We start from the raw sequence: 26,370 nt of genomic DNA, 5'->3' as shown, positions 1-26,370 counted from the left end.
GCTAGCAGCTAATTTCATCCGTTCCCGATGATTCTGCGTTATGTTTCCGGTAACACAAAGGAGCGAATAATGAATCAATTTTGGTATGGTGCTGCGTATTATCGAGAATATTTAGCGGAAGAGCGGCTGCAGGAAGATATTGCCTTAATGAAAGAGGCGGGTATTAACTATGTGCGTATCGCGGAAAGTACCTGGAGCACCTTTGAACCGCAGGAAGGCGAGTTCGATTTTAGTTCGGTAACTACGGTACTGGATGCAATGTACCACAATAATATTGCGGTGATTATCGGTACGCCGACCTATGCGATCCCCGCCTGGCTTGCTAAAAAATATCCTGAAGTGATGGCCACGACCCCGCAGGGAAAAAATCTGTATGGCCACAGACAAAAGATGGATATCACCCACCCGACTTATTTATGGTATGCCGAGCGCATTATACGCCAGCTATTACAGGCGACAGCACAGCATCCGGCCGTTATTGGCTTTCAAATTGATAATGAAACAAAATACTACGATACCTGCTCGGAGAATGTACAAATTGAATTTGTGCAATCATTAAAGAAACGTTTTAACAATAATCTTGATGAACTTAACTCCGCTTTCGGCCTTGATTACTGGAGTAACCGCATTGGCGCATGGGAAGATTTTCCGTCGATGAACGGCACCATCAACGCCAGCCTCGGGAGCGCCTTTAAAACGTTCCAGCGGTCGCTGGTGACGCGTTTTCTTAGCTGGCAGGCTGAACTGGTCAGAGAATATAAAAACGACCAACAGTTTATTACGCATAACTTTGATTTTGACTGGCGCAACTGGTCGTACGGGATCCGCGCAGAAGTCGACCATTTTAAAACCTCGGCGGTGGTCGATATTACCGGCGTGGATGTTTATCATCCCAGCCAGTTTCACCTGACGGGTGCGGAAATTGCCTTTAGCGGCGATATCGCGCGGGTGACAAAAGACCGCCGTTATATGGTGCTGGAAACTCAGGCTCAGGCATTTAAGGACTGGACGCCGTTCCCCGGCCAGCTGCGGCTACAGGCCTGGAGCCACGTCGCCAGCGGCGCCTGCCTGCTGGGGTACTGGCACTGGCACTCTCTGCATAATTCGTATGAAACCTACTGGAAAGGGATTCTGAGCCATGACCTGAAACCCAATCCGATTTATCAGGAGGTGTGCCAGACAGGGGCAGAGCTACGTGACTTCGCCCCGCAGGTGATGGCCTATGCGCGCAAAAGTCGTATCGCCCTGGTGGTCTGTAATGAATGTCTTACGGCGATTGACTGGCATCCCTGGCGTGGGCATCAATTTAGCCGGGATACCCTGCATCAATATAATGATATTTTCCGTCTCTATTATGACACGCTGTATCGCATGAATATCGAAGTGGATATTCTGGCGGTCGACGATCCGCGGATATTCAGCTATGAAATGCTGATCTGCCCGCTGCTTTATACGGTCTGCGATGAGATTCTACAGCAGATTAATGATTATATTAAAGCGGGCGGCCATGCCATCTTCTCCTTTAAATCGGCATTTTCGGATGAAAATATGAAGGTGCGAACCTGCGAGCAGCCAGGTATTATCTCCGCGGCCGTTGGGGCGAGTTATCAATTATTTGTTGAACCGGATCGCACGACCCTGACCTCAGAGTGTTTATCGTTATCCGGACTGGATACCGCCGTTAACGACTGGATGGAATTATTGGTGCCAGAAGATAACGCGACAGTACTGGCTCGCTACCAACATCCTTACTGGAATAAATATGCTGCTGCCACATTTAACCGTTATCAGCAGGGTAGTGCGACGTATATCGGCTGTCATTTATCTACTGAGGTATTACGTGAAATGATGCGCTATATACTGCAAGAAACGCTGCCAGCGGCAGTACCAGATGACAATATCACCTTCCCCATTATTATGCGTCATGGCGTTGATGAGAATAATAAGGGGCTGATCTATTTCTTTAATTATAGTGCCGAACCACAACGCGTTACCTTTAACCAGCCTCACGGGCGAATGCTCTTTACTGGCGATGCGGTTCATGCCGGAGATGACATTCTCTTAAGTGATTGGGATGTGCAAATTATTCTTCTGGAGAACAGAGCATGAGTTCCTTATCAATAGCGCAGGCGCAGTCGACCAACGAACAGCCCGGTTTTCGTGAACGGTTGGCATTTGGTTTAGGGGATTACGGTACCAACCTGACCTATACCATGATGGTGACATTCCTGGCCTGGTTTTATACCGATATTGTCGGTATCTCGGCCGCCCTGATCGGCTCGTTAATGTTTTTTGCTCGCGTCGTGGACGGCGTGATCTGCGTGTTTGTCGGGATCCGCATTGATAAAACCGATACCCGGCTGGGTAAAGCGCGGCCGTGGGTGCTGTGGACGGCGGTGCCATTTGGCTTATCGGCGTTTTTGATGGCGACGGTTCCTGGCATTGGCGACAATGGCAAAATAATCTATGTCTGCGTGACCTACCTGCTGGCGAATATTTTCTTCACCGCCAACAATATTGCCTATGGCTCATTACTGGCACTGATCACCCGTGATACCTGGCAGCGTGGGGTGCTCAGCGTCTTTCGCAAAGGGTTATCGACCTGTGGTTCGTTGACCGTTGGCGTCTTTACGCTGCCGATGGTGGCGGCATTGGGCAACGGCCAGACGGCGTGGATCATTGTCTTCGCTATTTTTGGCTTCTTCACCGCCCTGTGTCTGTTGCTCACCGGCGCCTGGACCCGCGAACGTATCAAGCCGGTTAATCAGGAAAACCGCCACCATATTCAGACCCGGGAAGTGATCCGCTCGATCGTCGGCAATCGGTACTGGTTGATGATCTTCTTCTATCTGCTGATCACCTTTACCAGCCTGACCGCGCTTTCCACGGTAAGCGTCTACTACTCACGCTATATCCTGCAGGACGTCTCTCTGATGTCGTGGATCAGTCTGGCGCAATACACCCCGGGCTTGATCACGCTGTTGATTATCCCGTGGCTTATCAGACGGCTGGGCAAACGTAACCTGGCGTTGCTGGGGCTGACGGTGTGCAGCATCGCCTATTTGCTGCCGCTACTCGATAAAACCAACTCGCTGTATATCATTCTGGCGACGGCGGTGCGCAGCGTCGGTTTCTGCGGCATCGGCGCGACGATGTTTGCCTTCCTCGCGGATACCATCGATTACGGGGAGTGGAAAACCGGTCTGCGGATTGAAGGGATCCTGTTTAGCGCGGGTACCCTGGGGCAGACTCTGGGAATGGGGCTGGGCAGCGCAAGCGTTGGCTGGATGCTGGGCGCTGCCGGATTTGTCAGCGGCGGCAATGCGGTTCAGTCACCGCAGGTGATCACTATGATTGAGTTTTTGTTTATCGCCTTTCCCTTTGCACTGGCGCTCATCAACATGGTCATCATGTATTTCTACCGGCTGGACGCGATGTACGAGCAGGTCTCTGAAGATCTTTCTCAAGGGAAGCTGGCGCAATAACCGGCGGGCGCAATCCTGGGGTTGCGCCATCCACTCAACCAGGCAAAATGGCAGAATGGTCTAGAAAGCAATGTGGTTGCCGACAATGAATAGCGAAATGGCGGATGATGATCTGGTGATCTATTCGCCGCTGATGCGCAGTTTTACCTTTAACGCCTGGCTGGTGGCAGGCTATACGCCGATCGTACAGGGCAATAAACTGGATACCTTTATCCAGAGAGAGCTGGGCATGAAAGGGTACATCATTAATATTACGCTCCGTGGCGCCGGCGTAGTGCATCGTAATAATGAGACCTTTATTTGTCGCCCCAACGATGTCCTGCTGTTTCCTCCAGGCTGCCCTCATCATTATGGCCGCGAGCCTACGAGCGATAGTTGGCAGCATCTGTGGATCTATTTTATGCCCCGGCCTTACTGGATTGACTGGCTGAAGTGGGATCGACAGTGGCATGATGTGGGGATAACGCAAAGCGTCGACGAGGATTTTTTGCAACGCTTAAAGGCTGACTTCAAAGAGGTCATTCGCCTGTACTCGTCGTCAGACCGTCTGGATGCCATTCTGGCGGTAAATTGCCTGGAGCGGATCCTGCTGCACTGCTTTAAATTGCAGCCGGGAAGTAACTGCCTCTCGCTCGACCCGCGGATCATCGCTATCTGTCAGTTTCTTGATGAGCATCTTGAAGAGAAAATCACCATTGATACGCTGGCGGCACGGGCGTTTCTGTCGCCTTCCCGGTTGGCGCATCTGTTCCGCCAGGAGACCGGCATGACGATTTTCGCGTGGCGGGAAAAACAGCGAATGAACCGCGCCTCGCTGCTTTTACAGCATGCGCAACTGACGATAGCGCACATCGCCCAACTGGTGGGATATGACGATGCGCTCTATTTTTCACGTTTATTTAATCAGCAGTTTGGCGTCGGGCCTCGCGAATACCGCAAACGGTTTTCGCAATTAAATGCCCTGTAGAATCATATCAATGCGCGTATAATTTCCCCTGAGATAATCTGGAGGTGGAATGAATATTGCGCAACATCTGGCGACAACCCTGAAATCACTGCGCCAACAGCGCGGCTGGAGCCTGTCGCGGTTGGCGGAAGAGACCGGCGTATCGAAAGCGATGCTGGGACAGATAGAGCGGAATGAGTCCAGCCCGACGGTCGCCACGTTGTGGAAAATCGCCACCGGCCTGAATGTGCCGTTCTCGACCTTTATTGTGGCGGACGCATCAACCACGCCGTCAGCCTTTGACCCGCAACAGCAGGCTATGGTGGTGACCCCGGTTTTCCCATGGGACCCGGAGCTACGTTTTGACCATTTCTCGATAACCCTCGCCCCCGGCGCGCTGAGCGAATCGACGCCGCACGAAAAAGGGGTCATTGAACACGTGGTGGTGATCGACGGGGTGCTGGATCTGTGTCTGCAGGGCGAATGGCACGTCTTAGCGCCGGGAGAGGGGCGTCGGTTTGCCGGGGATCTGGCGCATGCCTACCGCAACAGCGGTGGGCAAACCGCTCATTTTCATTCGCTGATCCATTACCCAAAAGAAAAAGCCGCAGGGGTTTAACCTGCGGCCAATCAAAACGATCGATAATAACCACTCACAACGTGACGAGGAAAATCCGGAATACGTGATGAGAGTAACGCCAGTAGTCTTAAGAGGGAAATACCTTTTTCTTCAATGCTTTGCCGGGAAGTGAAAATTCACCCACTGCGGGTGGTGGAAAATGTTTTCGTCTCCGGCCACTTCTGACTACAATAGCCGCCATTTCGACCCCCTATAACGGATAACAACGAGCGTATGCGCCTGCAAAACCATCATCTTGAACTTCTTAGCCCAGCCCGCGACGTCGGGATCGCCCGTGAAGCGATTTTACACGGTGCGGACGCGGTCTATATCGGCGGGCCAGGCTTCGGCGCGCGTCACAATGCCAGCAACAGCCTCAGCGATATCGCGGCGCTGGTGCCTTTCGCCCATCGCTATGGCGCGAAGATCTTTGTGACCCTGAACACGATCCTTCACGATGATGAACTGGAACCGGCGCAGCGCCTGATTACCGACCTGTATGAAACCGGCGTTGATGCGCTGATCGTGCAGGATATGGGGGTGATGGAGCTGGATATTCCACCGATTGAGCTTCATGCCAGTACCCAGTGCGATATCCGCAGTGTGGAGAAAGCGAAGTTTCTCTCCGACGTGGGATTCAGCCAGATCGTGCTGGCGCGCGAGCTGAATCTGCAGCAGATCAAAGCGATTTACGACAACACCGATGCGACCATCGAGTTCTTTATTCACGGCGCGTTGTGCGTGGCCTATTCCGGCCAGTGCAATATCTCGCACGCGCAGACCGGGCGCAGCGCCAACCGCGGCGATTGCTCTCAGGCCTGTCGTTTGCCATACACCCTGAAAGACGATCAGGGGCGGGTAGTGGCCTATGAAAAACATCTGTTGTCGATGAAAGATAACGACCAGACGGCCAACCTGGCACAACTGATTGACGCCGGAGTGCGCTCCTTCAAAATTGAAGGGCGCTACAAAGATATGAGCTACGTGAAAAATATCACCGCGCACTATCGCCAGATGCTCGATGCCATTATTGAAGATCGCGGTGATCTGGTGCGTTCGTCTGCCGGGCGTACCGAACACTTCTTCGTGCCTTCCACCGATAAGACCTTCCATCGCGGCAGCACCGACTATTTCGTCAATGCGCGCAAAGACGACATCGGCGCTTTTGACTCGCCGAAATTTATCGGCCTGCCGGTGGGGGAAGTGTTGAAAGTGGGCAAAGACCATCTCGACGTTGAAGTCAGCGAAGCGCTGACCAACGGCGATGGCCTGAACGTAATGATTAAGCGCGAAATCGTCGGTTTCCGCGCCAATACGGTAGAAAAAACCGGTCAAAATCGCTACCGCGTGTGGCCGAATGAGATGCCGGCAGATCTGTATAAAGTGCGTCCGCATCAGGTGCTGAACCGTAACCTCGACCATAACTGGCAGCAGGCGCTGCAAAAAACCTCCAGCGAACGCCGGATTGCGGTGGACATTACGCTCAGCGGCTGGCAGGAGCAGCTGGTGCTGACCATGACCTGTGAGGACGGCGTCAGCGCGACCCACACCCTGGACGGCGAGTTTGCCGAGGCGACTCAGGCCGACAAAGCGCTGGCGAACCTGCGCGACGGTATTGCGAAGCTGGGGCAGACCATCTATTTTGCCCGCGATGTGCAGGTCAATCTGCCTGGTGCGCTGTTTGTGCCAAACAGCCTGTTGAACCAACTGCGCCGGGAAACGGTAGAATTGCTCGACGAAGCGCGTCTCAGCGCCGCTCCGCGTGGCCAGCGTAAAGCGGTTTGCGTACCGCCGCCGGTGTACCCTGAGACTCATCTGTCGTTCCTTGCCAACGTCTATAACCATAAAGCGCGTGAATTCTATCAGCGCTACGGCGTGAAGCTGATCGATGCGGCCTATGAAGCACATGAAGAGAAGGGTGACGTGCCGGTGATGATCACCAAGCACTGCCTGCGTTTCGCCTTCAATCTGTGCCCTAAACAGGCAAAAGGTTCGATTAAGAGCTGGAAAGCCACGCCGATGCAGTTAATTCATGGCGATGAAGTACTGACGCTGAAATTTGACTGCCGTCCTTGCGAAATGCACGTGATCGGCAAGATGAAAAACCACATCCTGAAGATGCCGCTGCCGGGAAGCATTGTGGCCTCCGTCAGTCCGGATGAACTGCTGAAGACCTTACCTAAGCGCAAAGGCGCCTGATCGCCGACGATCGCTACTGGCGAAAGAACGTTTGCGGCTTTCGCGCGTTCTGCCAGTGGTGACGTTCACGGAGATCGGCAGCGGCCTCGTCACACTGGCTGCGCAACTCATCACTATCGGCCTCGTGCAGCAATTGCTGTTCGAGGCTCTGCACCGGAAAGTATTCGTGTCCCTGTTGCCGGGCCAGCAGGTGGCCGGAAAATAACGCGCACATCAGTACCAACGTCGAAACGCATCTCTTAAGCATATCCTGTACCAGTGGCAGGTGAGTGAGGCTACTATGCCTCTGATTTTTTTAGCTTTATTGTGGCGTTATCAAAGAAGGGCAAAGATTGTGTCAGGTTGTCCTGACGAAAGGCGAAAAAAAGCCCGGCGGTATGAATCGCCGGGCTGAGGCCGTTATTTTTTCGGCGGTAACGGTTTGCCGTTCTGCTGGTTGTCTTTTGACGGCTGCTTGCCGTTATGCTGGCCATCTTTTGGTGGCTGCTTGCCGTCGTGCTGACCACTTTTTTGTGGCTGCTTGCCGTCGTGCTGACCGTTTTTTTGTGGCTGTTTGCCGTCGTGCTGACCGCCGTTTTGTGGCTGTTTGCCGTTGTGCTGGCTGTCTTTTGGTGGTTGCTTACCGTCATGGTGCTGACTGTTAGCCGCGTTTGCCGGCGGTGGTGGCGGGTTATTGGCCGCAAACGCAAAAGAAGAGAGCGCAAACGTCATCGCGGCAGATAACAAAACAATTTTTTTCATCACTACATCCTTTATTTTTATGTGCCTTTAGATTTCAGCAAAAAAGTGTGGAGACAAAATGGAGGTTCTGTTATTCAGAATAGTCTTATCCGTACAGGATTAAACTTTCAGTCCCGCCGCCGTCATCAGCAGTCGAAAAAGCATACTGATTGCCGCCAGCGCCAGCACGCTCCCTCCCCACAACGCGACCATCCACAATAACTGTTTGAGCCTGGATTGATTCATCAATGATACCCCTCACCATGTTGGACTTTGCCGCGAAAGACGTAATAACTCCAGAAGGTGTAGCCAAGGATCACCGGGATAATAAGCAGGGCGCCCACCAGCATAAAGCCCTGGCTCTGCGGCGGAGCGGCGGCCTGCCACAGTGTAATATTGGGTGGAATAATATAGGGCCAGATGCTGATCCCCAGACCGCTGAAGCCAAGGAACACCAGCCCGAGGGTCAGGATAAAGGGCCGCGCGTGGCTATTGCGGTTGCCCAGGACTTGCCATAACCAGAATCCGATGACCGCCACCAGCAGGGGAACGGGCAGCAGGAAGAACAGATCCGGCAGGCTGAACCAGCGGGCGGCAATGGCCGGCTGCGCCAGCGGGGTCCACAGGCTGATAATGGCGATCGTTGCCAGCAGCGTCAGCAGCAGGCCGCGCGAGGTGCGACGCATCTTATCCTGTAGCGGGTTCTCGCTTTTCATCACCAGCCACGTGGCGCCGAGCAGCGCATAGGCCACCGTCAGCCCCAGGCCGCAGAACAGGGTAAAAGGCGTCAGCCAGTCGAACATCCCGCCGCTGAAGGCGCGTCCGCTCACCGAAAAGCCGTTGATCACTGCCCCGACAACGATGCCCTGGGTAAAGGTGGCCAGCAGCGAGCCGCCAAGGAACGCCGAATCCCAGAACGGGCGGTGTGATGGCGTGGCCTGGAAGCGAAACTCAAACGCCACGCCGCGGAAAATCAGGCCAATCAGCATCAGCGTCAGCGGGATCGCCAGCGCGTCGATAATCACCGCGTAGGCCAGCGGAAATGCCCCGAACAGCGCGGCGCCACCGAGCACCAGCCAGGTTTCGTTGCCGTCCCAAACCGGGGCGACGCTATTGACCATCACGTCACGGTCTTCACCGTCACGGGTGGTGCTGAACAGGATGCCGATCCCTAAGTCAAAACCATCCATCACGATATACATCAGGGTGGCGAAGACGATGATCACAAACCAGATAACCGATAAATCGATCCCCATTAGCGGGACTCCTTATGCTGAAAACCTTCTGTTGCGGCGGAGAGCGGGCGAGCAGGGGTGCCGGAATGCGGTGGATTGACCGCCTGCGGACCTTTGCGGATCAGGCGCAACATATAGCTGTAGCCGACGCCGAACACCGCGCTGTAGACCACGAAAAAGGTCAGCAGGCTGACGGTCATATGCAGGTCGCCGTGAGCGGAGACGGCATCAGCGGTTCGCTGTACGCCATAGACCACCCAGGGCTGACGGCCCACTTCGGTGGTGACCCAGCCGGCCAGAATCGCGATCAGCCCGGATGGCCCCATCCAGAGTGCGAAGCGCAGGAACGGCCTGGACTGGTACAGACGATGGCGGTAGCGCAGCCACAGTGCTATTACCCCGAGCAGGATCATCAGCATGCCGAGGCCGGCCATCAGACGAAATGACCAGAAGACGATGGTTGAGTTCGGGCGATCCTCCGGCGCAAACTCTTTCAAGGCGGGTACCTGTTTATCGAGACTGTGGGTCAGGATCAGGCTGCCGAGCGCCGGTATTTCCAGGCCGTAACGGGTACGTTCCTGCTCCATGTCCGGCAGGCCAAACAGCAGCAGCGGAGTGGGTTCTCCCGGACGGTTTTCCCAGTGGCCTTCGATGGCCGCAATTTTCGCCGGCTGATGCTTCAGGGTGTTCAGGCCGTGCATGTCGCCAATCATCGCCTGAATGGGGGCGACGATAAGCGTCATCCACAGGGCCATGGAGAACATCGCGCGGATCGCCGGGATGTTATTGCCGCGCAGCAGGTGCCACGCCGCCGAGGCGCCGACAAAAAGCGCGCTGCTGAGAAAGGCGGCGACCGTCATGTGCAGAAGGCGATAAGGGAACGACGGGTTAAAGATAACCTTAAACCAGTCGACCGGGACCACCTGACCGTTGACGATCTCGAAGCCCTGGGGGGTTTGCATCCAGCTGTTAGAGGCGAGGATCCAGAAGGTTGAAATGATCGTCCCGAGGGCCACCATGCAGGTGGCGAAGAAGTGCATTCCGGGGCTGACCCGGTTCCAGCCGAACAGCATGACGCCGAGGAAGCCGGCTTCGAGGAAGAAGGCGGTCAGGACTTCATAGGTCAGCAGCGGGCCAGTAATACTGCCGGCAAATTCAGAGAAACCGCTCCAGTTGGTGCCGAACTGATAGGCCATCACGAGGCCTGACACCACGCCCATGCCAAAGTTGACGGCGAAAATCTTCGACCAGAAGTGGTACAGCGAGCGCCAGACCGGATTTTTGGTTTTTAACCATAATCCTTCCAGCACCGCCAGATAGCTGGCCAGCCCAATGGTGATGGCGGGAAAGATGATGTGAAAAGAGACGGTAAAGGCGAACTGGATTCGCGCAAGGTGGAATGCATCAAGACCGAACATGCAGTACTCCGCAAGAAAATTGATTCAGCGCAATTTTAAAGGGCGGCAGCAGGAGGTTGCAGAGGCAGAAGCGGGCTTTTTTATGATAACAGTTGTGTGACTGTTATGATTTTACGCGTGTGCTAACGGTGGAACAGCGCCCGCGCCAGGTCAGCGATTGACATCGCGACGGGCGTGAGCGAGTGTCGGGGATCACACCGCGACGGTGCCCCAGGCATACAGCCAGTATCCGCCCGCCAGCACGATAATGTTCAGTATCACGCTGATCATAAAGTAGGTTTTAAAGGGCTGTTTTTGGGTTTTATGGCGAAAACACTGCTGACCCACTATTGCGCCGGGCCATCCACCGACGAAGCCAAATACCAGCAGCGTGGATTCAGGGACGCGTCGCCATGCTTTGCGGGCAGCGGTTTTATCCATCCCGTAGAGCGCCAGCGTCAGAATATTGACCAGCAGGAACCACATGATGAGCGGGTGGGGCAGGAACAGGCTGCCAGCCGCCGCGAGGCCCAGCAGAAGATAACAGAAGCGATTGAGATTCATAGGGCGGAACAACATGGACCGAAGTGAAAGAGGGCCAGTATACCCGATTCTGGCGAGGCGGTGACGTTGGCCTGTCTGACAGAATTACCCGGGTTATCCCTTTATACCCGAAAATGTATACTATTCAGGTGATGGTTTCGATGAATGGGTCTGAGAGTAAATATGTCAGGAATAGCTGAATCCCCGATGTCTGGCGACTGGATAGATTTTCGTCGTGATTCGGAGACCGGGATTGAGAGCGTCAACGCCCATTTCAAAGGGCATGCGTACGATGACCACGATCACGAAGAACTGCTTCTGGGGGTGACGCTGCAGGGAGCGCAAAGATTCAGTTGCCATCGGGCCGTCCATACCAGTACCCCCGGTAAAGCCATTCTGATTGAGCCGGGTGCTGTGCATGATGGTTATGCGGCACAGCCGACAGGGTTTACCTATGCCATGCTGTATATCCCCCAGAACTACGTCGCCGATAGTCTGAGCCGATACGGAATGGGGGATATCTCGGTCATTCAGGCCGCATTTCGCCACACGCTGACCGAAGATCGCGAGCTGATCGTCGCCATCTCGCAGGCGTTTGACGCCATTCACCACAATGAAGGCCGACTCGCTCGTGATGAAGGGCTGGATCGCCTGATGGCGCACCTTATGCCGCATGTCGAACGGAAACCGGCCATAGCGCTCACCGAATCATTGCTGAAGATGAACCGGGTGCGGGACTATCTGCATGAACATCTCGCCTGGAACCCGGGGCTTGATGAACTGACCCACATCAGCGGTATCGATCGCTTCCGGCTCAGCAGGCAGTTTAAGGCCGCTTTCGGTCAATCGCCCCATGCCTATCTCGTCCGGCTACGCTTGCGTACTGCCCGCCAACTGTTAGCGAGCGGTCTCTCCCCGGTGCTGGTTGCCTCGCAAACCGGTTTTGCCGATCAGAGCCATTTGGGACGCTGGTTTAAACGCGCCTACCGGATCACTCCGGCCACCTTCCAGAGCAACTGCACAAACGTTCTATACTGATCACCGGTCCCTGAGCGAAGATATTTTTTCGTATGACAGACGGGACTTTTTAAACATGTTTGATACCAAGATTGCCTATATTCTGCGCGACGATTTGCCAACCTGGCAGCGTCTTAATGTGGTCGCTTTTCTGGCCACCGGGATCGCATCTGCGGCGCCAGAGATAATGGGTCAACCCTATATTGATTCTCTGGGACGGACCTACGGCAATATGTCCGGGCAGCCGATGCTGATATTTGAGGCGAATCTCGACAAGCTGAAAACGGTGCATCGCAAAGCGCTTGAGCGGGGCGTAACCCTTATTCCTTACATTCATGCGATGTTTTCCACCGGCCATGATGAGGCTAATCGGGAAGTATTCCGCGCGGCAGATGGCGATAATCTGGATCTGGTGGGAATTGGTCTGCGTGGCCCCAAAAAAGAGGTCGATAAGGTGATAAAAGGGATCGCTCTGCACAAATAATATCTCAGCAGTTACCTCTCGTTATTCAGGGATGAGTTAAATCTTAAACAATACGGCTATGGCGGGCCCGAAATCGGCCAGCAAGAGTGGGGCAAAATTCTCGAGGTGTACGATCCGTTTGGCAACAGAATACGCTTCTGCGAGAGTTGAATTAACACCGCCGTTGACGCGACTGCCCGCGACATTGCGGGCAGTATTTAACCGCTGGATTATTGACAGCCAGCGCTACCCACCATGTTCTCATCGCTGATATCCACCAGCGCGCTGCGGAAAGAGGCAGTGAACATCGGGCCATGGCCCAGACCGGGGAAATCCCGGTAGGCGGTATTGACGCCTTTCTCTTTCAGGGTGGTGAGCGAGGTGTGAATTTTCGTCAGTATCCCGTCGAGGTGCTTTTCACGGTTATCGTTCGGCATCGCCGATCCTTCCATGATCGACAGGTGTTTTGCGCAGTATTGTGACGGATTGACCGCCGTAATACGGCTCAGCAGTGCGTCATTGCCTCTGCCCAATGACGGGCTGGCGCTGTAGTACCGCTGAAACAGGGAGGACGACAGCCAGGCATCCAGGACGAACAGACCGCCGAAGGAGTGCCCCCACAGGCCGCGGCGCTGGGGATCGATGTTCAGCCCTTGCTCGGCCTTGACGGCTATGCGCGTTTCGAGTAACTGGCGGAAATCGTTGCTACCGCCGCTTTTACGATTAGCGCGCTCACCGCTGGTACTGGCTTTGCCGCTTTGTACGCCTGCTGGCGTATAGTCATAGGCGCGGGCATTGAGATCGAAGGGGAGGTTGGTCTGATATCCGACCGCCACGATCACCGGCGGTGATTTGTCTGCCAGCTGCCGGAGCAGGGCTTCATCCAGCCGGTCCATGACCGCATTGCCGTCAAGCATATACAACACCGGGTAGCCCGAAGCCGGCGCGGCTTTATTCGGGACGGCGGTCCAGACCCTGTAATGGCGGGAGCCGTCGGCAGAATCGAACTGATTAACGCTGAAGTGGTAAAGCGCGGAGCCCTTATCCGCGATGCTTGGTCCCAGCGGCTGCATATCCGGTCTCGCCAGACTCTGCGTGCTGACGATTAAGGTCAAACAAGAAACAAGAGAAAACAACGCCTTGCTCGGGCGTGTTGCACGATACTCACGGGCATACATCTGATGATTATTCCTTTTCTGCTGGTGGTATCGTCGTTCCGGCCATGTTGTGTTCCCCTGCGATGCCAGTATACCGTACCAGATAACTCATTAATGCAAATGATAATAATTACCAATATCATTCAATGATTGCAACCTTAATTAAAAGCCTCGTGGAAAAGAAAGACCCGGCAGGAACGATCGCTGGTGGCAAGGCAGTCTGAATCTCCCAGGTCATCTTGAGTACGATGACCTGGGAGATGTATGCTTTACATCCACATAAAATCTTGCAGGAGCAGCTATGTCGGAAGTGCCAGGAATGCCACCGTTGTTCTATCGTGCAGAAGGGGAAGGCCCCTTAGTCATCATGCTTCATGGTCTTTTGATGAATGGGCGGTGTTGGGATGATAACGGCTTTATCGCGGCTACATTTGGGCGAGATAAATCGTCCCGCCAGGTCGACCATCGCTCAGGTACTTAACTATATAAAAGGCCAATGATTTTCGGGTGTAAGGGCGTTATTTTGTCAGACCCTACGTGTTGTTGGTCGCCTGGTGACATTGTGGCGCCAGGATACCGACAGGTTACTCTCAGCAGGCGGAAGCGAATTTTTAACCAGGGAAAATAATGACGCATCAGGAGATAGTCCAGCGCATATTGGCAGATGACCCGCTGAGAATGGCGGCCATGGTTTCAGACCGGGCCCCGGCGCTGAAGCGGCTGAGACGGTCAGAGCTATAACAGTTTTTATAAACGACTATTTTTTTATGGCTGATATACTGTCAGGCATCTCAGCTCTCCCGGATCGTGCCATGAAAAAATACCAGCAGCTTGCGCAGCAGTTAACCGAACAGATGGCGCTTGGCGTCTGGCAACCCGGCGACCGCCTGCCGTCGCTGCGTGAACAGGTGGTCAGCAGCGGGATGAGTTTTATGACCGTCAGCCATGCTTACCAGTTGCTGGAAAGTCAGGGGCGGATTATTGCCCGGCCGCAGTCCGGTTACTATGTGGCGCCGAAGCCGGTCAAGCTACGCCAGCCGGCACCGCCCGCGCAGGTGACACGCGATGAAGCGGTGGATATCAATACCTACATCTTTGAGGTGCTGCAGGCCAGCCGCCGGGCCTCGATGCTGCCGTTTGCCTCGGCCTTTCCCGACCCGCGCCTGTTCCCGCTCCAGCAGCTAAACCGCTCGCTGGCGCAGGTGAGTAAAACGGCGACGGCGATGAGCGTCATTGAAAACCTCCCGCCGGGAAATAGCGAACTGCGCCACGCGATCGCCCGTCGCTATGCCCTGCAGGGGATGAATATCTCGCCGGATGATATTGTGATCACCGCCGGCGCCCTGGAGGCGCTGAATCTCAGCCTGCAGGCGGTGACCGAACCGGGCGACTGGGTGGTGGTGGAGAATCCCTGTTTCTACGGCGCATTGCAGGCGCTGGAGCGATTGCGCTTAAAAGCACTGTCGGTGGCGACAGACGTCAAAGAGGGGATTGATTTAGACGCCCTGGAGCAGGCGCTACAGAACTACCCGGTCAAAGCCTGCTGGCTGATGACCAACGGGCAAAACCCGCTCGGCTTTACCCTCAGCGCCGAGAAAAAAGCCCGGCTGGTGGAGCTGCTGACGCGTTATAACGTGGTGCTGATCGAAGACGATGTCTACAGCGAGCTCTATTTTGGCCGGGAAAAGCCGCTGCCGGCGAAATACTGGGATCACAATGAGATGACGCTGCACTGCAGCTCATTTTCAAAATGTCTGGTGCCGGGCTTTCGCATTGGCTGGGTGGCGGCAGGTAAACACGCCCGACGGATTCAGCAGTTGCAGCTCATGAGTACCCTCTCGACCAGCTCGCCGATGCAGCTGGCGCTGGTGGATTATCTCTCTACCCGGCGTTATGACGCGCATCTTCGCCGTCTGCGCCGCCAGCTTGCCGAACGCAAACAGCTGGCCTGGCAGGCGCTGCTGCGCCATTTACCCGCCGAGGTCAAAATCCATCATAGTGATAGCGGCTATTTTCTGTGGCTGGAGCTGCCGGAAGGCGCTGATGCTGGCGAACTGAGCGCCCGTGCGCTGCAGGATAATATCAGCATCGCGCCGGGTAAAATGTTCTCCACTACCGCCAACTGGGCCTCATTTTTCCGCTTTAATACCGCGTGGGGTTGGGGAGAAAGAGAAGAACAAGGGGTGAAACGGCTCGGTGAACTTATTCGCGAGCTGCTGAGCTGAATCCCAGCCAACATCCCTGAATTTTGAAAGACGACGGGTATAAATATTATTATCAAAGCCTGTCGGTAAATATTTTACCGGCACCGGCCATAGGAAATATGCATAGTCATATTCAGCCTCTAACTCCTTGTCTATAATCCATATTGTTCCCCAGGGTTTGCGGAATGCGCCCCTTGTCACAACCTGAATAAATTTCTCCAGGAGGTAACAGGGCGCCGTCTACCCTTTTTAAGGGAGATATTTTTACGGCATGGCTGCCGCTAATTTTATTGTGACAGGAGTAACACCCAATGAGCAAAAAAATAGCCCGTGGCAGCCTCTATGCACTGGGTATGGCCTGCCTGACCGTGCAGGCCGCGCAACCGCCAACGTCGCTGGATAAAGGAGAAGGTCGGCTCGATATTATTGCCTGGCCGGGCTATATCGAACGCGGCCAGACCGACAAAAACTATGACTGGGTGACCCAGTTTGAAAAAGAGAGCGGCTGCCAGGTGAATGTGAAAACCGCCGCGACCTCTGATGAAATGGTCAGCCTGATGGCGAAAGGGGGTTATGACCTGGTCACCGCCTCTGGTGACGCCTCCCTGCGCCTGATTATGGGCAAGCGAGTGCAGCCGATTAATACCGCGCTTATCGCTAACTGGCACACCCTCGACCCGCGAGTCGAAAAAGGCGCCTGGTTTAACGTCGACGGAAAAGTTTACGGCACGCCGTACCAGTGGGGGCCGAACCTGCTGATGTACAACACCCGGGTCTTCCCGACCCCGCCGGACAGCTGGAACGTGGTCTTTGTCAAACAGGATCTCTCTGACGGTAAAAGCAACAGCGGGCGCATTCAGGCCTATGACGGCCCGATCTATATCGCCGATGCGGCGCTGTTCGTCAAAGCGACGCAGCCGCAGCTGGGTATCAGCGATCCCTACCAGTTAACCGAAGCGCAGTATCAGGCGGTGCTCAAGGTTCTGCGCGATCAACGCAAACTGATCCACCGCTACTGGCACGACACCACCGTGCAGATGAGCGACTTCAAAAACGAAGGCGTGGTTGCCTCTAGCGCCTGGCCGTACCAGGCCAACGGGTTAAAAAGCGAAGGCCAGCCGATCGCCACCGTTTTCCCGAAAGAGGGGGTCACCGGCTGGGCCGATACCACCATGTTGCACAGCGAGGCCAAACACCCGGTGTGCGCCTATAAATGGATGAACTGGTCGCTGACACCGAAGGTGCAGGGTGACGTAGCGGCCTGGTTTGGTTCGCTGCCGGTGGTGCCGCAGGGCTGCAAAGCCAGCACGCTATTGGGGGATAAAGGCTGTGAAACCAATGGCTACAATGAGTTTTCGAAAATCGCCTTCTGGAAAACACCGGTTGCCGAAGGGGGCAAATTCGTACCTTACAGCCGCTGGACACAGGATTATATCGCCATTATGGGCGGTATTTGACTGGCCGGAGGCTGAGCATGACCTATGCAGTAGAGTTTCATAACGTCTCGCGTTTCTACGGCGATGTCCGCGCGGTGGATGGCGTCAGCATGGGGATCCGTGATGGCGAGTTTTTCTCAATGCTGGGGCCGTCAGGCTCCGGCAAAACCACCTGCCTGCGGCTGATCGCCGGTTTCGAACAGCTCTCCGGCGGGGAGATTTCAATCTTTGGCCACAAGGCCAGCGAACTGCCGCCGTGGCAGCGCGATGTGAATACCGTCTTCCAGGACTATGCGCTGTTTCCCCATATGACCATCCTCGATAACGTCGCCTACGGGCTGATGGTGAAAGGGATCGGCAAAAAAGAGCGCCATTTTCGTGCGCAGGAAGCGCTTGAAAAGGTCGCCCTGGGATTCGTCCATACCCGCAAGCCGTCACAACTCTCCGGCGGCCAGCGCCAGCGGGTGGCGATTGCCCGGGCACTGGTCAACGAACCACGGGTTCTGCTGCTTGATGAACCGCTAGGGGCGCTGGATTTAAAACTGCGTGAACAGATGCAGCTGGAGCTGAAAAAGCTCCAGCAGGCGCTGGGGATTACCTTTATTTTTGTCACCCACGATCAGGGCGAAGCGCTGTCGATGTCTGACCGGGTGGCGGTTTTCAATAACGGGCGCATCGAGCAGGTGGATGCCCCGCACGACCTTTATCTACGTCCCAAAACCGCTTTTGTTGCCGGTTTCGTCGGCACTGCCAACGTGTTTGATAGCGATCTGGCTTCACGCCTGTGCGGGATGCATGGCGTCTGGTCTCTGCGCCCGGAACATATCTGCCTTAACCGGGAAGGAGAAGTGCAGGTGGAGGGTACCGTGCAGGCGGTGCAGTACCAGGGCGCCGCCACGCGGATCGAACTGAAACTGGCGGGCGGCGGCAAGCTGTTGGTCAGCCAGGCGAACAGCGATAGCGGCATGGCGCTCAGCGCTCCGCAGGCCGGGCAAACGGTGCTGGCCTCGTGGTCGCGGGCGGCGATGGTGCCGCTGGAACGGGGAGGCTGATATGACGATGGTCATTCCGCGCCCCTCGTCCGGGCGCCTTTCCGGGCTGTTCTGGCGCAAGCCGTCGCTCGGCCTGTTTTTGCTGCTGCTGGCACCGCTGATGTGGTTCGGGATTGTCTATCTGGGATCGTTGTTGACGCTGTTGTGGCAAAGCTTCTATACCTTTGACGATTTCACCATGTCGGTGACCAGCGACCTGACTCTCGCGAACCTCAAGGCATTATTTAACCCGGCAAACTACGACATCATTATCCGTACTCTGGTGATGGCTCTGTCTGTGACCGTTGCCAGCGCCGTGCTGGCGTTGCCGATGTCGTGGTATATGGCCCGCTATACCCACGGCAAAATGAAAGCCTTCTTTTACATCGCGGTGATGCTGCCGATGTGGGCGAGTTACATTGTTAAAGCCTACGCCTGGACGTTGCTGCTGGCGAAAGATGGCGTGGCGCAGTGGTTTCTCGGGCATCTGGGGCTGGAAGGGCTGCTGAACCTGGTGCTGACGATCCCGGCAGTCGGTGGCAATACGCTATCGACCTCCGGTCTGGGGCGTTTCCTGGTGTTCGTCTATATCTGGCTGCCGTTTATGATCCTGCCGGTACAGGCGGCGCTGGAGCGTTTACCGCCGTCTTTGTTGCAGGCCTCCGCCGATCTTGGTGCCCGCCCGCGCCAGACCTTCCGTTACGTGGTGCTGCCGCTGGCGATCCCCGGCATCGCCGCCGGTTCGATTTTTACCTTCTCGCTGACGCTGGGGGACTTTATCGTGCCGCAGCTGGTGGGGCCGCCGGGCTTCTTCATCGGCAACATGGTCTATTCGCAGCAAGGGGCGATAGGCAATATGCCAATGGCCGCCGCCTTTACCCTCGTACCAATTGTGTTGATTGCTCTGTATCTGGCGTTCGTGAAACGCCTGGGAGCATTTGATGCACTCTGAACGCGCACCGTTGTTTCTGAAAATAGCCACCTGGGGCGGGGTGATCTTCCTTCATTTCCCGCTGCTGATAATCGCCCTGTATGCCTTCAATACCGAAGATGCGGCCTTTAGTTTTCCCCCGCAGGGGCTGACGCTACGCTGGTTCAGCGAGGCCGCAGGACGCAGCGATATTATCGAATCGGTGACGTTGTCACTAAAAATTGCAGCGCTGTCTACCGCTATTGCGCTGGTACTTGGCACGTTGGCTGCAGGAGCACTGTGGCGCAGCACCTTTTTTGGTAAGAACGCCGTGTCGCTGTTGCTACTGTTGCCGATTGCGCTACCGGGCATTATCACCGGGCTTGCGCTGCTGACGGCGTTTAAGGCCGTTAATCTGGAACCCGGCCTGCTGACTATCGTGGTGGGGCACGCCACGTTCTGCGTGGTGGTGGTGTTCAACAATGTGATTGCCCGCTTTCGCCGGACCTCCTGGAGCCTGGTGGAGGCGTCAATGGATTTAGGCGCTACGGGCTGGCAGACCTTTCGCTATGTGGTGCTCCCCAATCTGGGGTCGGCGCTGCTGGCGGGCGGCATGCTGGCGTTTGCCTTATCGTTTGATGAAATTATCGTCACCACCTTTACCGCCGGACACGAGCGCACGTTGCCGCTGTGGCTGCTCAATCAACTAGGGCGCCCGCGCGATGTACCGATCACCAACGTGGTTGCGCTGTTGGTCATGCTGGTGACGATGATCCCTATATTGGGCGCCTGGTGGCTCACCCGTGACGGCGACACGAATGCTGAAAACGGCAAATAATTCTCATGTACAGGATAATACTATGCAACATAACCTTTTGATTAACGGTGAGTTAGTGGCAGGTGAAGGCGAAATGGTGCCGGTATTCAATCCTGCCAACGGTGAGGCCATCCTCGAGATCGCCGAAGCCACTGAAGCGCAAGTCAATGCAGCGGTTGAGGCGGCGGACCGGGCTTTTGACAGCTGGAGCCAGACCACGCCGAAGAGCCGGTCGGAATATCTGCTGAAGCTGGCGGATACCATCGACGACCATGCCGAGACTCTTGCGAAACTGGAATCCTTAAACTGCGGCAAACCGCTGCACTGCGTGATTAACGACGAGCTGCCCGCTGTCTCCGATGTGTTCCGCTTTTTTGCCGGGGCAGCCCGCTGCCTGCCGGGGATGGCGGCCGGGGAATATCTCGAAGGGCATACCTCAATGATCCGCCGCGACCCGGTTGGCGTTGTCGCTTCTATCGCACCGTGGAACTACCCGCTGATGATGGCGGCGTGGAAGCTGGCGCCTGCGCTGGCCGCTGGCAACTGCGTGGTGATCAAACCTTCAGAAATCACGCCATTAACGGCGCTGAAGCTGGCCGAGCTGACGAAAGATATTCTGCCGCCCGGCGTGCTGAACGTGTTGTTCGGCCGCGGACAAACCGTGGGCGACCCGTTAACCGCGCACCCGAAGGTGCGCATGGTGTCGTTGACCGGCTCGATCGCTACCGGGGCGCATATTATCGGGCATACCGCTGCCTCGATAAAACGCACTCATATGGAGCTGGGCGGCAAAGCACCGGTGATTGTCTTCGATGACGCGGATATCGACGCGGTTGTGGAAGGGGTTCGCACCTTTGGCTTCTATAACGCCGGGCAGGACTGTACGGCCGCCTGCCGGATTTACGCCCAGCAGGGGATTTACGATCGCCTGGTCGAGAAACTGGGCGCCGCGGTGGCCAGCCTCAAGGTCGGCCAACCGGACGACCCGGCAACCGAACTGGGGCCGCTCAGCTCCCAGGCCCATCTGGAGCGGGTCAGCGCTGCCGTCGAGGCCGCGCGTGGCCTGGCACACATCAACGTGGTCACGGGCGGTAGCAAGGTGGATGGCAAAGGCTACTTCTATCAACCGACGCTGCTGGCAGGGGCAAAACAGGAAGATGCGATCGTCCAGCGGGAAGTGTTTGGCCCGGTGGTCAGCGTGACCTCGTTCAGCGATGAAGATCAGGTTCTGGCATGGGCCAATGATTCGCAGTATGGCCTGGCCTCATCGGTGTGGACTCAGGATGTGGGAAGAGCTCACCGACTGAGCGCGCGTTTACAGTACGGCTGCACCTGGGTAAACACCCACTTTATGCTGGTGAGCGAGATGCCGCATGGCGGGCAGAAACTCTCCGGCTACGGCAAGGATATGTCGATGTATGGTCTGGAAGACTATACGGTGGTGCGCCACGTGATGATCAAACACTAATCGATAAGTAAGCGGCTGTAATGTGATGTATTCATATTTCAGCCGTTTTATGTGGGGTATGAGTGGGTGAGTAAAGCTCAATTCGCATCCCTCGTTCAACCGGGAAGTGCACCTGTCAGCCATCTGGCGGGTTTTTTGCCTATGAAAACAAATTTTGTGGAGTGGAATGCAAACAGTGATCTAAATCAAAATGATACGCATCCAACTTAAGGAAGATTAAGGAACTGTAAATATTCCTTATGAGTGGTGGGTTTATGGCGTTAAGAGACTTTTTTGTACAGACTGAACCTCGCAGACGGCGTTATGGTGTTGCATTGTTTGTTGGGCTTATCTCAGGGGTGGTATCGGCATTCGTAAAATGGGGTGCTGAAGTACCTCTTCCTCCGCGTAGTCCTGTGGACATGTTTACCAGTGCGTGTGGGCCAGAATCATTAATTCGGGCTGCCGGACAAATTGACTGCTCCAGGAACTTTCTCAACCCGCCATATATTTTTCTACGTGATTGGCTGGGGCTGGCAGATCCTAACGCAGCGGTCTATACCTTCGCAGGGCATGTGTTCAACTGGGTGGGCGTAACACACATCATATTTTCCATTGTGTTCGCCGTTGGATATTGTGTTGTTGCTGAAGTATTCCCTAAAATTAAGTTATGGCAGGGGCTACTAGCCGGTGCACTCGCTCAATTATTCGTTCATATGATTTCATTCCCGCTGATGGGCTTAACTCCACCTCTTTTCGACCTTCCATGGTATGAAAACGTTTCTGAGATACTGGGCCACTTAGTTTGGTTCTGGTCGATTGAGATAATCCGTCGGGATCTCCGAAACAGAATTACGCATGAACCTGATGCGGAAGTTCCTGTTAACACGGCATTCAGATAAGTGAATAGCAGGACTTATAATGGCTCGCATTAGCGGGCCATTTTTATCGATGATCGTTAGTCTGTTGCTGGGCTTGTGTGCAGTGGGGGGCTAATTATGTTTACTTACTGATCCTTGTCATTATTGATATCGTCATCCTCTGCGGGTGGTGTGCGGTCTGTTTCATGGTCATTTACAGAGTAGCAACGGACCGGTGATGTATCTGATGGCCTGTCTTTATCAGATGTTGTGGTTATTTTACACACCTCACCATCAGCGGTATTAAATAAAAGAACCTCGATGACATCTCCGCCAGGGCCTTTCTTTTTATCAATGAGTTGCCATGTGCCTGTTTGATTTTCGAATTTACTGTGCTGTTCGTTTGGAAACGGCGGCGGGGATTGTCTGGCATCATCGCAACCAGAGATGCCTATCATGGCAAGAACCGGGAAAATAAATCTCATGTGATTAAACCTGCTTGGCTTGAGTTCATCGGTCAGACGTTAGATGCCTATGAAAGTTCACTGCTGGTGCCCCTAAAACTTAATAGGGCCAGAGCTGTTGCAGGATTTTGGCGTAAAGGTTGTAAGCGGTATCGGCCGACGAGTCATACTTTTACCCGTCGGTTCCGGTGATACCCCTGTTCTGGTTTTAACGTGTTTGAGCAGGAAGGGGGCGACATACCTGCGGGCGAGACAGGCTTACATCGGCAGGACGCTCATCATCAGGTAGGCCATCAGAATACAGATCAGCGTCATATACCAGACAAAACTCATTTAATTACCTTAACTATCCATGGTTCGCAGACGGCTTATGCTGCCGGGTCCGCGCTACAGCGAGAGGCCAATGACCGTGTTAACAACGTCAGAAGCCATCAATACACTGCCTATGATAAGGCATGTTCGTTCTCTTCTGAAAGCACCCAGAACCAGCAAAGTCACTGAAACCACGAAAAAGGGGATAGCAATGGTGCTGAAGGCGCACAACAGTCTTCCGGGCCAACATCTTGTCATGGGTGAGACTATCACGCATCATGCTCATTAGCTTGCTAATAATCACAATGGCAGTTATTGCTAAAACAAATATGAAGAGATATGAGATGATTCTTATGCCCCTTCAAGAGCTAAGCCAGAGTGAGTGCCGGAGATAAGCGCCGGGTGGGGCGCGTAACCCAATTTGAGGTTGCCAGAGCTGCAACCTGTATAAGAACCCTGCATATTCTGCAGGGTTTTTTTTACTCTATCGGAAGCTCGTTTTACAGAGTTAGCGTACCCTGAGGGGGCGCTGATGCTAGCAATTAAATGACTTTTCCGGGTAACTGTCTGATTCATTATGGATAAAAGGAACGTGGCAATATTATTGAGCCTGGGGAGACAATGATGACGTTGTGGGTATTTCAGGCTAGCGTTTGTTCTTTTTAGTCGGCAGGGTAGAGTGACGACGTTCGCGAATGTATGAATAAAGATTGTATACTGCAAGGACCAGCAATATTAGCGCCACAACCAGCACAATAGTTCCGGACATGAACCACCTCGAAAATTAAATGAACAATAAAAAAGTGAAAAAAATCGCACCTGAATATAAATTTACAAGCCGAATAAGGCAAATACTATTTTTCGCTATTTTTATTACAACAGTTTATTAACAAGGTAGTGCTAACTCGTGGCGCCACATCGATTTTTGTGCTGGTTTATGTCACGACATCAACAACATGAGTTACAAGGGATTATGAACGCAAAATAACCCACGCAATTGTCATTGTTATTGTTTTTTTGCCAACGTCCATGGCTTTAATGGGGCGTTTTTCGAAGCGACATAACCATTTTTATATTGCATGATGTTGACTCTGTTGCTTTTAAACTAAAAGAATCAATTGTGCACAATTTTATTCAGGCTTACAGATTATTCGCATTTCATAATTAAACGGAAATGGTTAGCCGACAGGAAATAGTGGCGACGATTGCGCATTGTCCAAAAAAGAAAATGTAGAGAAAATGTTAAAAAATATCTCGCGAGTCCGATACTGCACGGAAAAGAGAGCGTTTGAAGTTTGACTTTGCACACACCCGCATGCGAACATTTATCATAATTTGTTACTTTAACGTTGAACTTGTTTTGAAAAAGATAGTGTTTCTCCTGTCGGTGGCCTGCGCCACGGCACTGCTATACGGTCATTTACCGGCACAGCATATTCGGGGTTGTGAACAGCAAGGGGCCAGTGAAGCCGTTTGCGTTGCAGCGGAGTGGGATAGCGAAAAAGTTAATTTGCTACCGAAATATGACCCTGATTATAACCGGGTTATTGCTGTGCAACAGGCCCAGTCTCAGACCAGTGTTGATAAAACAGCCGCGATAAAATCGTAAAAAAGCAGCCCATGGAGGCTGCTTTTTTAGGTTTCTTTGCTGAGTAAATCAGTAAAACCAACCAAAACGAACAGATAACAGGCTGATAAGCGCAAACGCTGCACCGACATTAATCAGAATTACGGTTTTGCTGGAAACATCCATAACGCCACCTTTATGAGTAAGCCTCTACAGGTATAGTACGAGGTGAAAGGAAGTGCTATCAGACAAGGATGAATTGGGCGTGAAATACCGTAATATTTATGTGGTGTTGTGAATAGTCTGGTACCGCTTGAGTATATAAAGTATGTACCTTTATGGCGCTTGTCAGGGAAGGAATAAGAATGACCCTATACCAGAAAATGCTGGTCTTTTACGCAGTTATGGGATGTATCTGCGCAATAATAAGCTGGTTTTTAACCAAAGAAAGCCGATTTATCCGCCTGCTGGCGGCCTTGTTGATCGGTGCAACATGGCCATTTAGTTTCCCAATGGCGCTGATGGTATCACTGTTCTGATCTTATAAAGCCGCTGGCAATCGGTATATCTATACCCTAAATAATTCGAGTTGCAGGACAAGAGGCGAAGCCGAATTGAACAGCGCTTGCGCTGGCCCCGAAGTGGTGAGGCCCATGGATGGCCGAGTATTGTCAACGCTCATGCAGCTTGAAGTATGCCGGGTATAAACTGTATAAAAATACAGTTTATACTGATGGAGTGATATGATGAACGGCTTTTTCTCCTCCCTGGCTGGCGCGACCGTGCGCTGGCTCGATCTCCCTGGGCGCGGCGAACCAGTGGTCTTTATTCATGGCCTGGGCTGCGCGTCTTCCTACGATTACCCCCGCGTGGTGACCGACCCGGCGTTTCATGGGCGACGGGCGTTGCTTATCGATCTGCCGGGGTATGGCTATAGCGATAAGCCCGCGCAGTTTGGCTACAGTACCCATCAGCAGGCGCAGGTGGTGGTGGAGCTACTCGATCATCTTCAACTGAGCCGCTGCTATCTGTACGGCCACAGTATGGGCGGCAGTATTGCCATTGAAGTGGCTGAGCAACTCGGCGATCGCATTCTGGCCCTGCTGGTGGCGGAGCCTAATCTGTATGCCGGAGGCGGAATGTTCAGCCGGGTTATCGCCGCACAACCGGAAGCTGAATTTGTCGCCAGCGGCTATGCCGACATGCTGGCAGCAGAGACCTCTCCCTGGGCCGGGTGCCTGCAAAACAGCGCACCCTGGGCGGTATGGCGGGGGGCCAGCAGTCTGGTAGCCGGCGTGGCGCCGTCATGGTTCAACCGTTTTCAACAGTTGACCTGCCGTAAGGCCCTGATTTACGGCGAGCTGTCATTACCCGCGCAGGAAGCCGATGACGCCCAGGCCGAGGGTATTGCCTTGCTGACGGTGCCGGATGCCGGACATTCGATGGCCTGGGAAAACCCCGCCGCGTTGGCTGACAGGGTTGCCAGTTTTTGCGCACGGGTGGAAGCAGAAGCGTAAAGCGTGATCCTGGCATGATTATAG

At 54.1% G+C, this 26,370-nt stretch carries 28 protein-coding genes; 18 read left to right on the top strand and 10 right to left on the bottom strand.

What is annotated here, in order from left to right; genetic code table 11:
* Window positions 1-69: 69 nt before the first annotated feature.
* From ACMYSN_RS03135 to ACMYSN_RS03115, 5 genes are all read left to right on the top strand, one after another.
* Window positions 70-2,109, top strand: coding sequence for a beta-galactosidase (locus ACMYSN_RS03135; protein ID WP_462496978.1), 2,040 nt, complete (start codon window positions 70-72; stop codon window positions 2,107-2,109).
* Window positions 2,106-3,485, top strand: coding sequence for an MFS transporter (locus tag ACMYSN_RS03130; protein ID WP_123754171.1), 1,380 nt, complete (start codon window positions 2,106-2,108; stop codon window positions 3,483-3,485). Before ACMYSN_RS03135 ends, ACMYSN_RS03130 begins: the two co-directional genes overlap by 4 nt.
* A gap of 97 nt (window positions 3,486-3,582) precedes the next feature.
* Entirely contained in the window at window positions 3,583-4,452 is an 870-nt protein-coding gene (gene araC, locus ACMYSN_RS03125; protein WP_462496977.1) for a DNA-binding transcriptional regulator AraC, read from the top strand.
* Window positions 4,453-4,501: 49 nt separating this feature from the next.
* A complete protein-coding gene (locus ACMYSN_RS03120; RefSeq protein WP_174508805.1) occupies window positions 4,502-5,050 on the top strand; it encodes a helix-turn-helix domain-containing protein in 549 nt (182 codons plus the stop codon).
* 234 nt (window positions 5,051-5,284) lie between these two features.
* Entirely contained in the window at window positions 5,285-7,249 is a 1,965-nt protein-coding gene (locus ACMYSN_RS03115) for a peptidase U32 family protein (RefSeq protein ID WP_462496976.1), read from the top strand.
* Window positions 7,250-7,262: 13 nt separating this feature from the next.
* Here the strand turns inward: ACMYSN_RS03115 and ACMYSN_RS03110 are convergent, their stop codons facing one another.
* The 6 genes from ACMYSN_RS03110 to ACMYSN_RS03085 form a co-directional block, all read right to left on the bottom strand.
* On the bottom strand, window positions 7,263-7,496 hold the full coding sequence (locus ACMYSN_RS03110; protein ID WP_123754175.1) for a DUF2554 family protein: 234 nt from the start codon (window positions 7,494-7,496) through the stop codon (window positions 7,263-7,265).
* Between the two features lie 152 nt (window positions 7,497-7,648).
* Window positions 7,649-7,990 carry a hypothetical protein gene (locus ACMYSN_RS03105; protein ID WP_462496975.1) on the bottom strand — a complete coding sequence of 114 codons (342 nt, stop codon included), beginning with the start codon at window positions 7,988-7,990 and terminating at the stop codon, window positions 7,649-7,651.
* A 99-nt stretch (window positions 7,991-8,089) separates the two neighbouring features.
* Complete coding sequence (locus ACMYSN_RS03100; protein ID WP_123754177.1) at window positions 8,090-8,215, bottom strand: DUF2474 domain-containing protein; 126 nt, start codon at window positions 8,213-8,215, stop codon at window positions 8,090-8,092.
* Window positions 8,215-9,225 carry a cytochrome d ubiquinol oxidase subunit II gene (cydB, locus tag ACMYSN_RS03095; RefSeq protein WP_462496974.1) on the bottom strand — a complete coding sequence of 337 codons (1,011 nt, stop codon included), beginning with the start codon at window positions 9,223-9,225 and terminating at the stop codon, window positions 8,215-8,217. The genes ACMYSN_RS03100 and cydB overlap by 1 nt, the downstream gene beginning before the upstream one ends.
* Window positions 9,225-10,622, bottom strand: a complete 1,398-nt coding sequence (locus ACMYSN_RS03090) for a cytochrome ubiquinol oxidase subunit I (protein WP_462496973.1) — start codon at window positions 10,620-10,622, stop codon at window positions 9,225-9,227. Before ACMYSN_RS03090 ends, cydB begins: the two co-directional genes overlap by 1 nt.
* A 192-nt stretch (window positions 10,623-10,814) precedes the next feature.
* On the bottom strand, window positions 10,815-11,165 hold the full coding sequence (locus ACMYSN_RS03085) for a DUF1294 domain-containing protein (protein ID WP_462496972.1): 351 nt from the start codon (window positions 11,163-11,165) through the stop codon (window positions 10,815-10,817).
* 162 nt (window positions 11,166-11,327) lie between these two features.
* Here ACMYSN_RS03085 and ACMYSN_RS03080 point away from each other — a divergent pair, with 162 nt between their 5' ends.
* From ACMYSN_RS03080 to ACMYSN_RS03070, 3 genes are all read left to right on the top strand, one after another.
* Window positions 11,328-12,182 carry an AraC family transcriptional regulator gene (locus tag ACMYSN_RS03080; protein ID WP_462496971.1) on the top strand — a complete coding sequence of 285 codons (855 nt, stop codon included), beginning with the start codon at window positions 11,328-11,330 and terminating at the stop codon, window positions 12,180-12,182.
* Window positions 12,183-12,237: 55 nt separating this feature from the next.
* Window positions 12,238-12,645 (top strand): DUF2000 domain-containing protein, encoded by a 408-nt coding sequence (locus ACMYSN_RS03075; RefSeq protein WP_123754182.1) that lies wholly within the window; start codon window positions 12,238-12,240, stop codon window positions 12,643-12,645.
* Window positions 12,646-12,717: 72 nt separating this feature from the next.
* A complete protein-coding gene (locus ACMYSN_RS03070; protein ID WP_462498189.1) occupies window positions 12,718-12,795 on the top strand; it encodes a glyoxalase superfamily protein in 78 nt (25 codons plus the stop codon).
* 59 nt (window positions 12,796-12,854) lie between these two features.
* Here ACMYSN_RS03070 and ACMYSN_RS03065 read toward each other — a convergent pair whose 3' ends face one another.
* Complete coding sequence (locus ACMYSN_RS03065; protein WP_462496970.1) at window positions 12,855-13,802, bottom strand: alpha/beta hydrolase; 948 nt, start codon at window positions 13,800-13,802, stop codon at window positions 12,855-12,857.
* Window positions 13,803-14,593: 791 nt separating this feature from the next.
* On the opposite strand from ACMYSN_RS03065, the gene ACMYSN_RS03060 reads away from it, so the two are divergent.
* The 7 genes from ACMYSN_RS03060 (at window position 14,594) to ACMYSN_RS03030 (ending at window position 22,528) form a co-directional block, all read left to right on the top strand.
* A complete protein-coding gene (locus ACMYSN_RS03060) occupies window positions 14,594-16,006 on the top strand; it encodes an aminotransferase-like domain-containing protein (RefSeq protein ID WP_462496969.1) in 1,413 nt (470 codons plus the stop codon).
* Between the two features lie 290 nt (window positions 16,007-16,296).
* A complete protein-coding gene (ydcS, locus tag ACMYSN_RS03055) occupies window positions 16,297-17,442 on the top strand; it encodes a putative ABC transporter substrate-binding protein YdcS (RefSeq protein ID WP_123754189.1) in 1,146 nt (381 codons plus the stop codon).
* A gap of 17 nt (window positions 17,443-17,459) precedes the next feature.
* Window positions 17,460-18,473, top strand: coding sequence for an ABC transporter ATP-binding protein (locus tag ACMYSN_RS03050; RefSeq protein WP_462496968.1), 1,014 nt, complete (start codon window positions 17,460-17,462; stop codon window positions 18,471-18,473).
* 1 nt (window position 18,474) lies between these two features.
* The gene (locus tag ACMYSN_RS03045; RefSeq protein WP_462496967.1) at window positions 18,475-19,404 is read left to right on the top strand and encodes an ABC transporter permease; all 930 of its coding nucleotides are present in this window, start codon (window positions 18,475-18,477) and stop codon (window positions 19,402-19,404) included.
* Window positions 19,394-20,200 carry an ABC transporter permease gene (locus tag ACMYSN_RS03040; protein WP_462496966.1) on the top strand — a complete coding sequence of 269 codons (807 nt, stop codon included), beginning with the start codon at window positions 19,394-19,396 and terminating at the stop codon, window positions 20,198-20,200. Before ACMYSN_RS03045 ends, ACMYSN_RS03040 begins: the two co-directional genes overlap by 11 nt.
* Before the next feature lie 22 nt (window positions 20,201-20,222).
* Entirely contained in the window at window positions 20,223-21,647 is a 1,425-nt protein-coding gene (patD, locus tag ACMYSN_RS03035; protein ID WP_462496965.1) for a gamma-aminobutyraldehyde dehydrogenase, read from the top strand.
* A 254-nt stretch (window positions 21,648-21,901) separates the two neighbouring features.
* Window positions 21,902-22,528, top strand: a complete 627-nt coding sequence (locus ACMYSN_RS03030; RefSeq protein WP_123755465.1) for a YagU family protein — start codon at window positions 21,902-21,904, stop codon at window positions 22,526-22,528.
* A 104-nt stretch (window positions 22,529-22,632) separates the two neighbouring features.
* Here the strand turns inward: ACMYSN_RS03030 and ACMYSN_RS03025 are convergent, their stop codons facing one another.
* Entirely contained in the window at window positions 22,633-22,971 is a 339-nt protein-coding gene (locus tag ACMYSN_RS03025; protein WP_462496964.1) for a hypothetical protein, read from the bottom strand.
* A 937-nt stretch (window positions 22,972-23,908) separates the two neighbouring features.
* Entirely contained in the window at window positions 23,909-24,031 is a 123-nt protein-coding gene (locus ACMYSN_RS03020) for a small membrane protein (protein ID WP_462496963.1), read from the bottom strand.
* Between the two features lie 519 nt (window positions 24,032-24,550).
* Between ACMYSN_RS03020 and ACMYSN_RS03015 the strand changes: the two genes are divergently transcribed.
* Window positions 24,551-24,871, top strand: a complete 321-nt coding sequence (locus tag ACMYSN_RS03015; RefSeq protein ID WP_462496962.1) for a hypothetical protein — start codon at window positions 24,551-24,553, stop codon at window positions 24,869-24,871.
* Window positions 24,872-24,919: 48 nt separating this feature from the next.
* Here the strand turns inward: ACMYSN_RS03015 and yncL are convergent, their stop codons facing one another.
* Window positions 24,920-25,015 carry a stress response membrane protein YncL gene (gene yncL / locus ACMYSN_RS03010; protein ID WP_071844919.1) on the bottom strand — a complete coding sequence of 32 codons (96 nt, stop codon included), beginning with the start codon at window positions 25,013-25,015 and terminating at the stop codon, window positions 24,920-24,922.
* Window positions 25,016-25,194: 179 nt separating this feature from the next.
* Here yncL and ACMYSN_RS03005 point away from each other — a divergent pair, with 179 nt between their 5' ends.
* Window positions 25,195-25,368, top strand: a complete 174-nt coding sequence (locus tag ACMYSN_RS03005) for a GhoT/OrtT family toxin (protein ID WP_462496961.1) — start codon at window positions 25,195-25,197, stop codon at window positions 25,366-25,368.
* Between the two features lie 207 nt (window positions 25,369-25,575).
* Window positions 25,576-26,346 carry an alpha/beta fold hydrolase gene (locus ACMYSN_RS03000; RefSeq protein ID WP_462498188.1) on the top strand — a complete coding sequence of 257 codons (771 nt, stop codon included), beginning with the start codon at window positions 25,576-25,578 and terminating at the stop codon, window positions 26,344-26,346.
* Window positions 26,347-26,370 lie beyond the last annotated feature (24 nt).

The organism is Klebsiella sp. R445 (assembly GCF_051131755.1).
GTDB lineage: Bacteria > Pseudomonadota > Gammaproteobacteria > Enterobacterales > Enterobacteriaceae > Klebsiella > Klebsiella lignicola.
This window is presented reverse-complemented; position numbering and strand designations above follow the sequence as displayed.

What these genes read in the sequence shown, in the direction of transcription:
- ACMYSN_RS03135 (WP_462496978.1), top strand. Translation starts at nt 70, where the DNA reads ATGAATCAATTTTGGTATGGTGCTGCGTATTATCGAGAATATTTAGCG.
- ACMYSN_RS03130 (WP_123754171.1), top strand. Translation starts at nt 2,106, where the DNA reads ATGAGTTCCTTATCAATAGCGCAGGCGCAGTCGACCAACGAACAGCCC.
- araC (WP_462496977.1), top strand. Translation starts at nt 3,583, where the DNA reads ATGGCGGATGATGATCTGGTGATCTATTCGCCGCTGATGCGCAGTTTT.
- ACMYSN_RS03120 (WP_174508805.1), top strand. Translation starts at nt 4,502, where the DNA reads ATGAATATTGCGCAACATCTGGCGACAACCCTGAAATCACTGCGCCAA.
- ACMYSN_RS03115 (WP_462496976.1), top strand. Translation starts at nt 5,285, where the DNA reads ATGCGCCTGCAAAACCATCATCTTGAACTTCTTAGCCCAGCCCGCGAC.
- ACMYSN_RS03110 (WP_123754175.1), bottom strand. Translation starts at nt 7,496, where the DNA reads ATGCTTAAGAGATGCGTTTCGACGTTGGTACTGATGTGCGCGTTATTT.
- ACMYSN_RS03105 (WP_462496975.1), bottom strand. Translation starts at nt 7,990, where the DNA reads ATGAAAAAAATTGTTTTGTTATCTGCCGCGATGACGTTTGCGCTCTCT.
- ACMYSN_RS03100 (WP_123754177.1), bottom strand. Translation starts at nt 8,215, where the DNA reads ATGAATCAATCCAGGCTCAAACAGTTATTGTGGATGGTCGCGTTGTGG.
- cydB (WP_462496974.1), bottom strand. Translation starts at nt 9,225, where the DNA reads ATGGGGATCGATTTATCGGTTATCTGGTTTGTGATCATCGTCTTCGCC.
- ACMYSN_RS03090 (WP_462496973.1), bottom strand. Translation starts at nt 10,622, where the DNA reads ATGTTCGGTCTTGATGCATTCCACCTTGCGCGAATCCAGTTCGCCTTT.
- ACMYSN_RS03085 (WP_462496972.1), bottom strand. Translation starts at nt 11,165, where the DNA reads ATGAATCTCAATCGCTTCTGTTATCTTCTGCTGGGCCTCGCGGCGGCT.
- ACMYSN_RS03080 (WP_462496971.1), top strand. Translation starts at nt 11,328, where the DNA reads ATGTCAGGAATAGCTGAATCCCCGATGTCTGGCGACTGGATAGATTTT.
- ACMYSN_RS03075 (WP_123754182.1), top strand. Translation starts at nt 12,238, where the DNA reads ATGTTTGATACCAAGATTGCCTATATTCTGCGCGACGATTTGCCAACC.
- ACMYSN_RS03065 (WP_462496970.1), bottom strand. Translation starts at nt 13,802, where the DNA reads ATGTATGCCCGTGAGTATCGTGCAACACGCCCGAGCAAGGCGTTGTTT.
- ACMYSN_RS03060 (WP_462496969.1), top strand. Translation starts at nt 14,594, where the DNA reads ATGAAAAAATACCAGCAGCTTGCGCAGCAGTTAACCGAACAGATGGCG.
- ydcS (WP_123754189.1), top strand. Translation starts at nt 16,297, where the DNA reads ATGAGCAAAAAAATAGCCCGTGGCAGCCTCTATGCACTGGGTATGGCC.
- ACMYSN_RS03050 (WP_462496968.1), top strand. Translation starts at nt 17,460, where the DNA reads ATGACCTATGCAGTAGAGTTTCATAACGTCTCGCGTTTCTACGGCGAT.
- ACMYSN_RS03045 (WP_462496967.1), top strand. Translation starts at nt 18,475, where the DNA reads ATGACGATGGTCATTCCGCGCCCCTCGTCCGGGCGCCTTTCCGGGCTG.
- ACMYSN_RS03040 (WP_462496966.1), top strand. Translation starts at nt 19,394, where the DNA reads ATGCACTCTGAACGCGCACCGTTGTTTCTGAAAATAGCCACCTGGGGC.
- patD (WP_462496965.1), top strand. Translation starts at nt 20,223, where the DNA reads ATGCAACATAACCTTTTGATTAACGGTGAGTTAGTGGCAGGTGAAGGC.
- ACMYSN_RS03030 (WP_123755465.1), top strand. Translation starts at nt 21,902, where the DNA reads ATGGCGTTAAGAGACTTTTTTGTACAGACTGAACCTCGCAGACGGCGT.
- ACMYSN_RS03025 (WP_462496964.1), bottom strand. Translation starts at nt 22,971, where the DNA reads ATGAGATTTATTTTCCCGGTTCTTGCCATGATAGGCATCTCTGGTTGC.
- ACMYSN_RS03020 (WP_462496963.1), bottom strand. Translation starts at nt 24,031, where the DNA reads ATGTCCGGAACTATTGTGCTGGTTGTGGCGCTAATATTGCTGGTCCTT.
- yncL (WP_071844919.1), bottom strand. Translation starts at nt 25,015, where the DNA reads ATGGATGTTTCCAGCAAAACCGTAATTCTGATTAATGTCGGTGCAGCG.
- ACMYSN_RS03005 (WP_462496961.1), top strand. Translation starts at nt 25,195, where the DNA reads ATGACCCTATACCAGAAAATGCTGGTCTTTTACGCAGTTATGGGATGT.
- ACMYSN_RS03000 (WP_462498188.1), top strand. Translation starts at nt 25,576, where the DNA reads ATGAACGGCTTTTTCTCCTCCCTGGCTGGCGCGACCGTGCGCTGGCTC.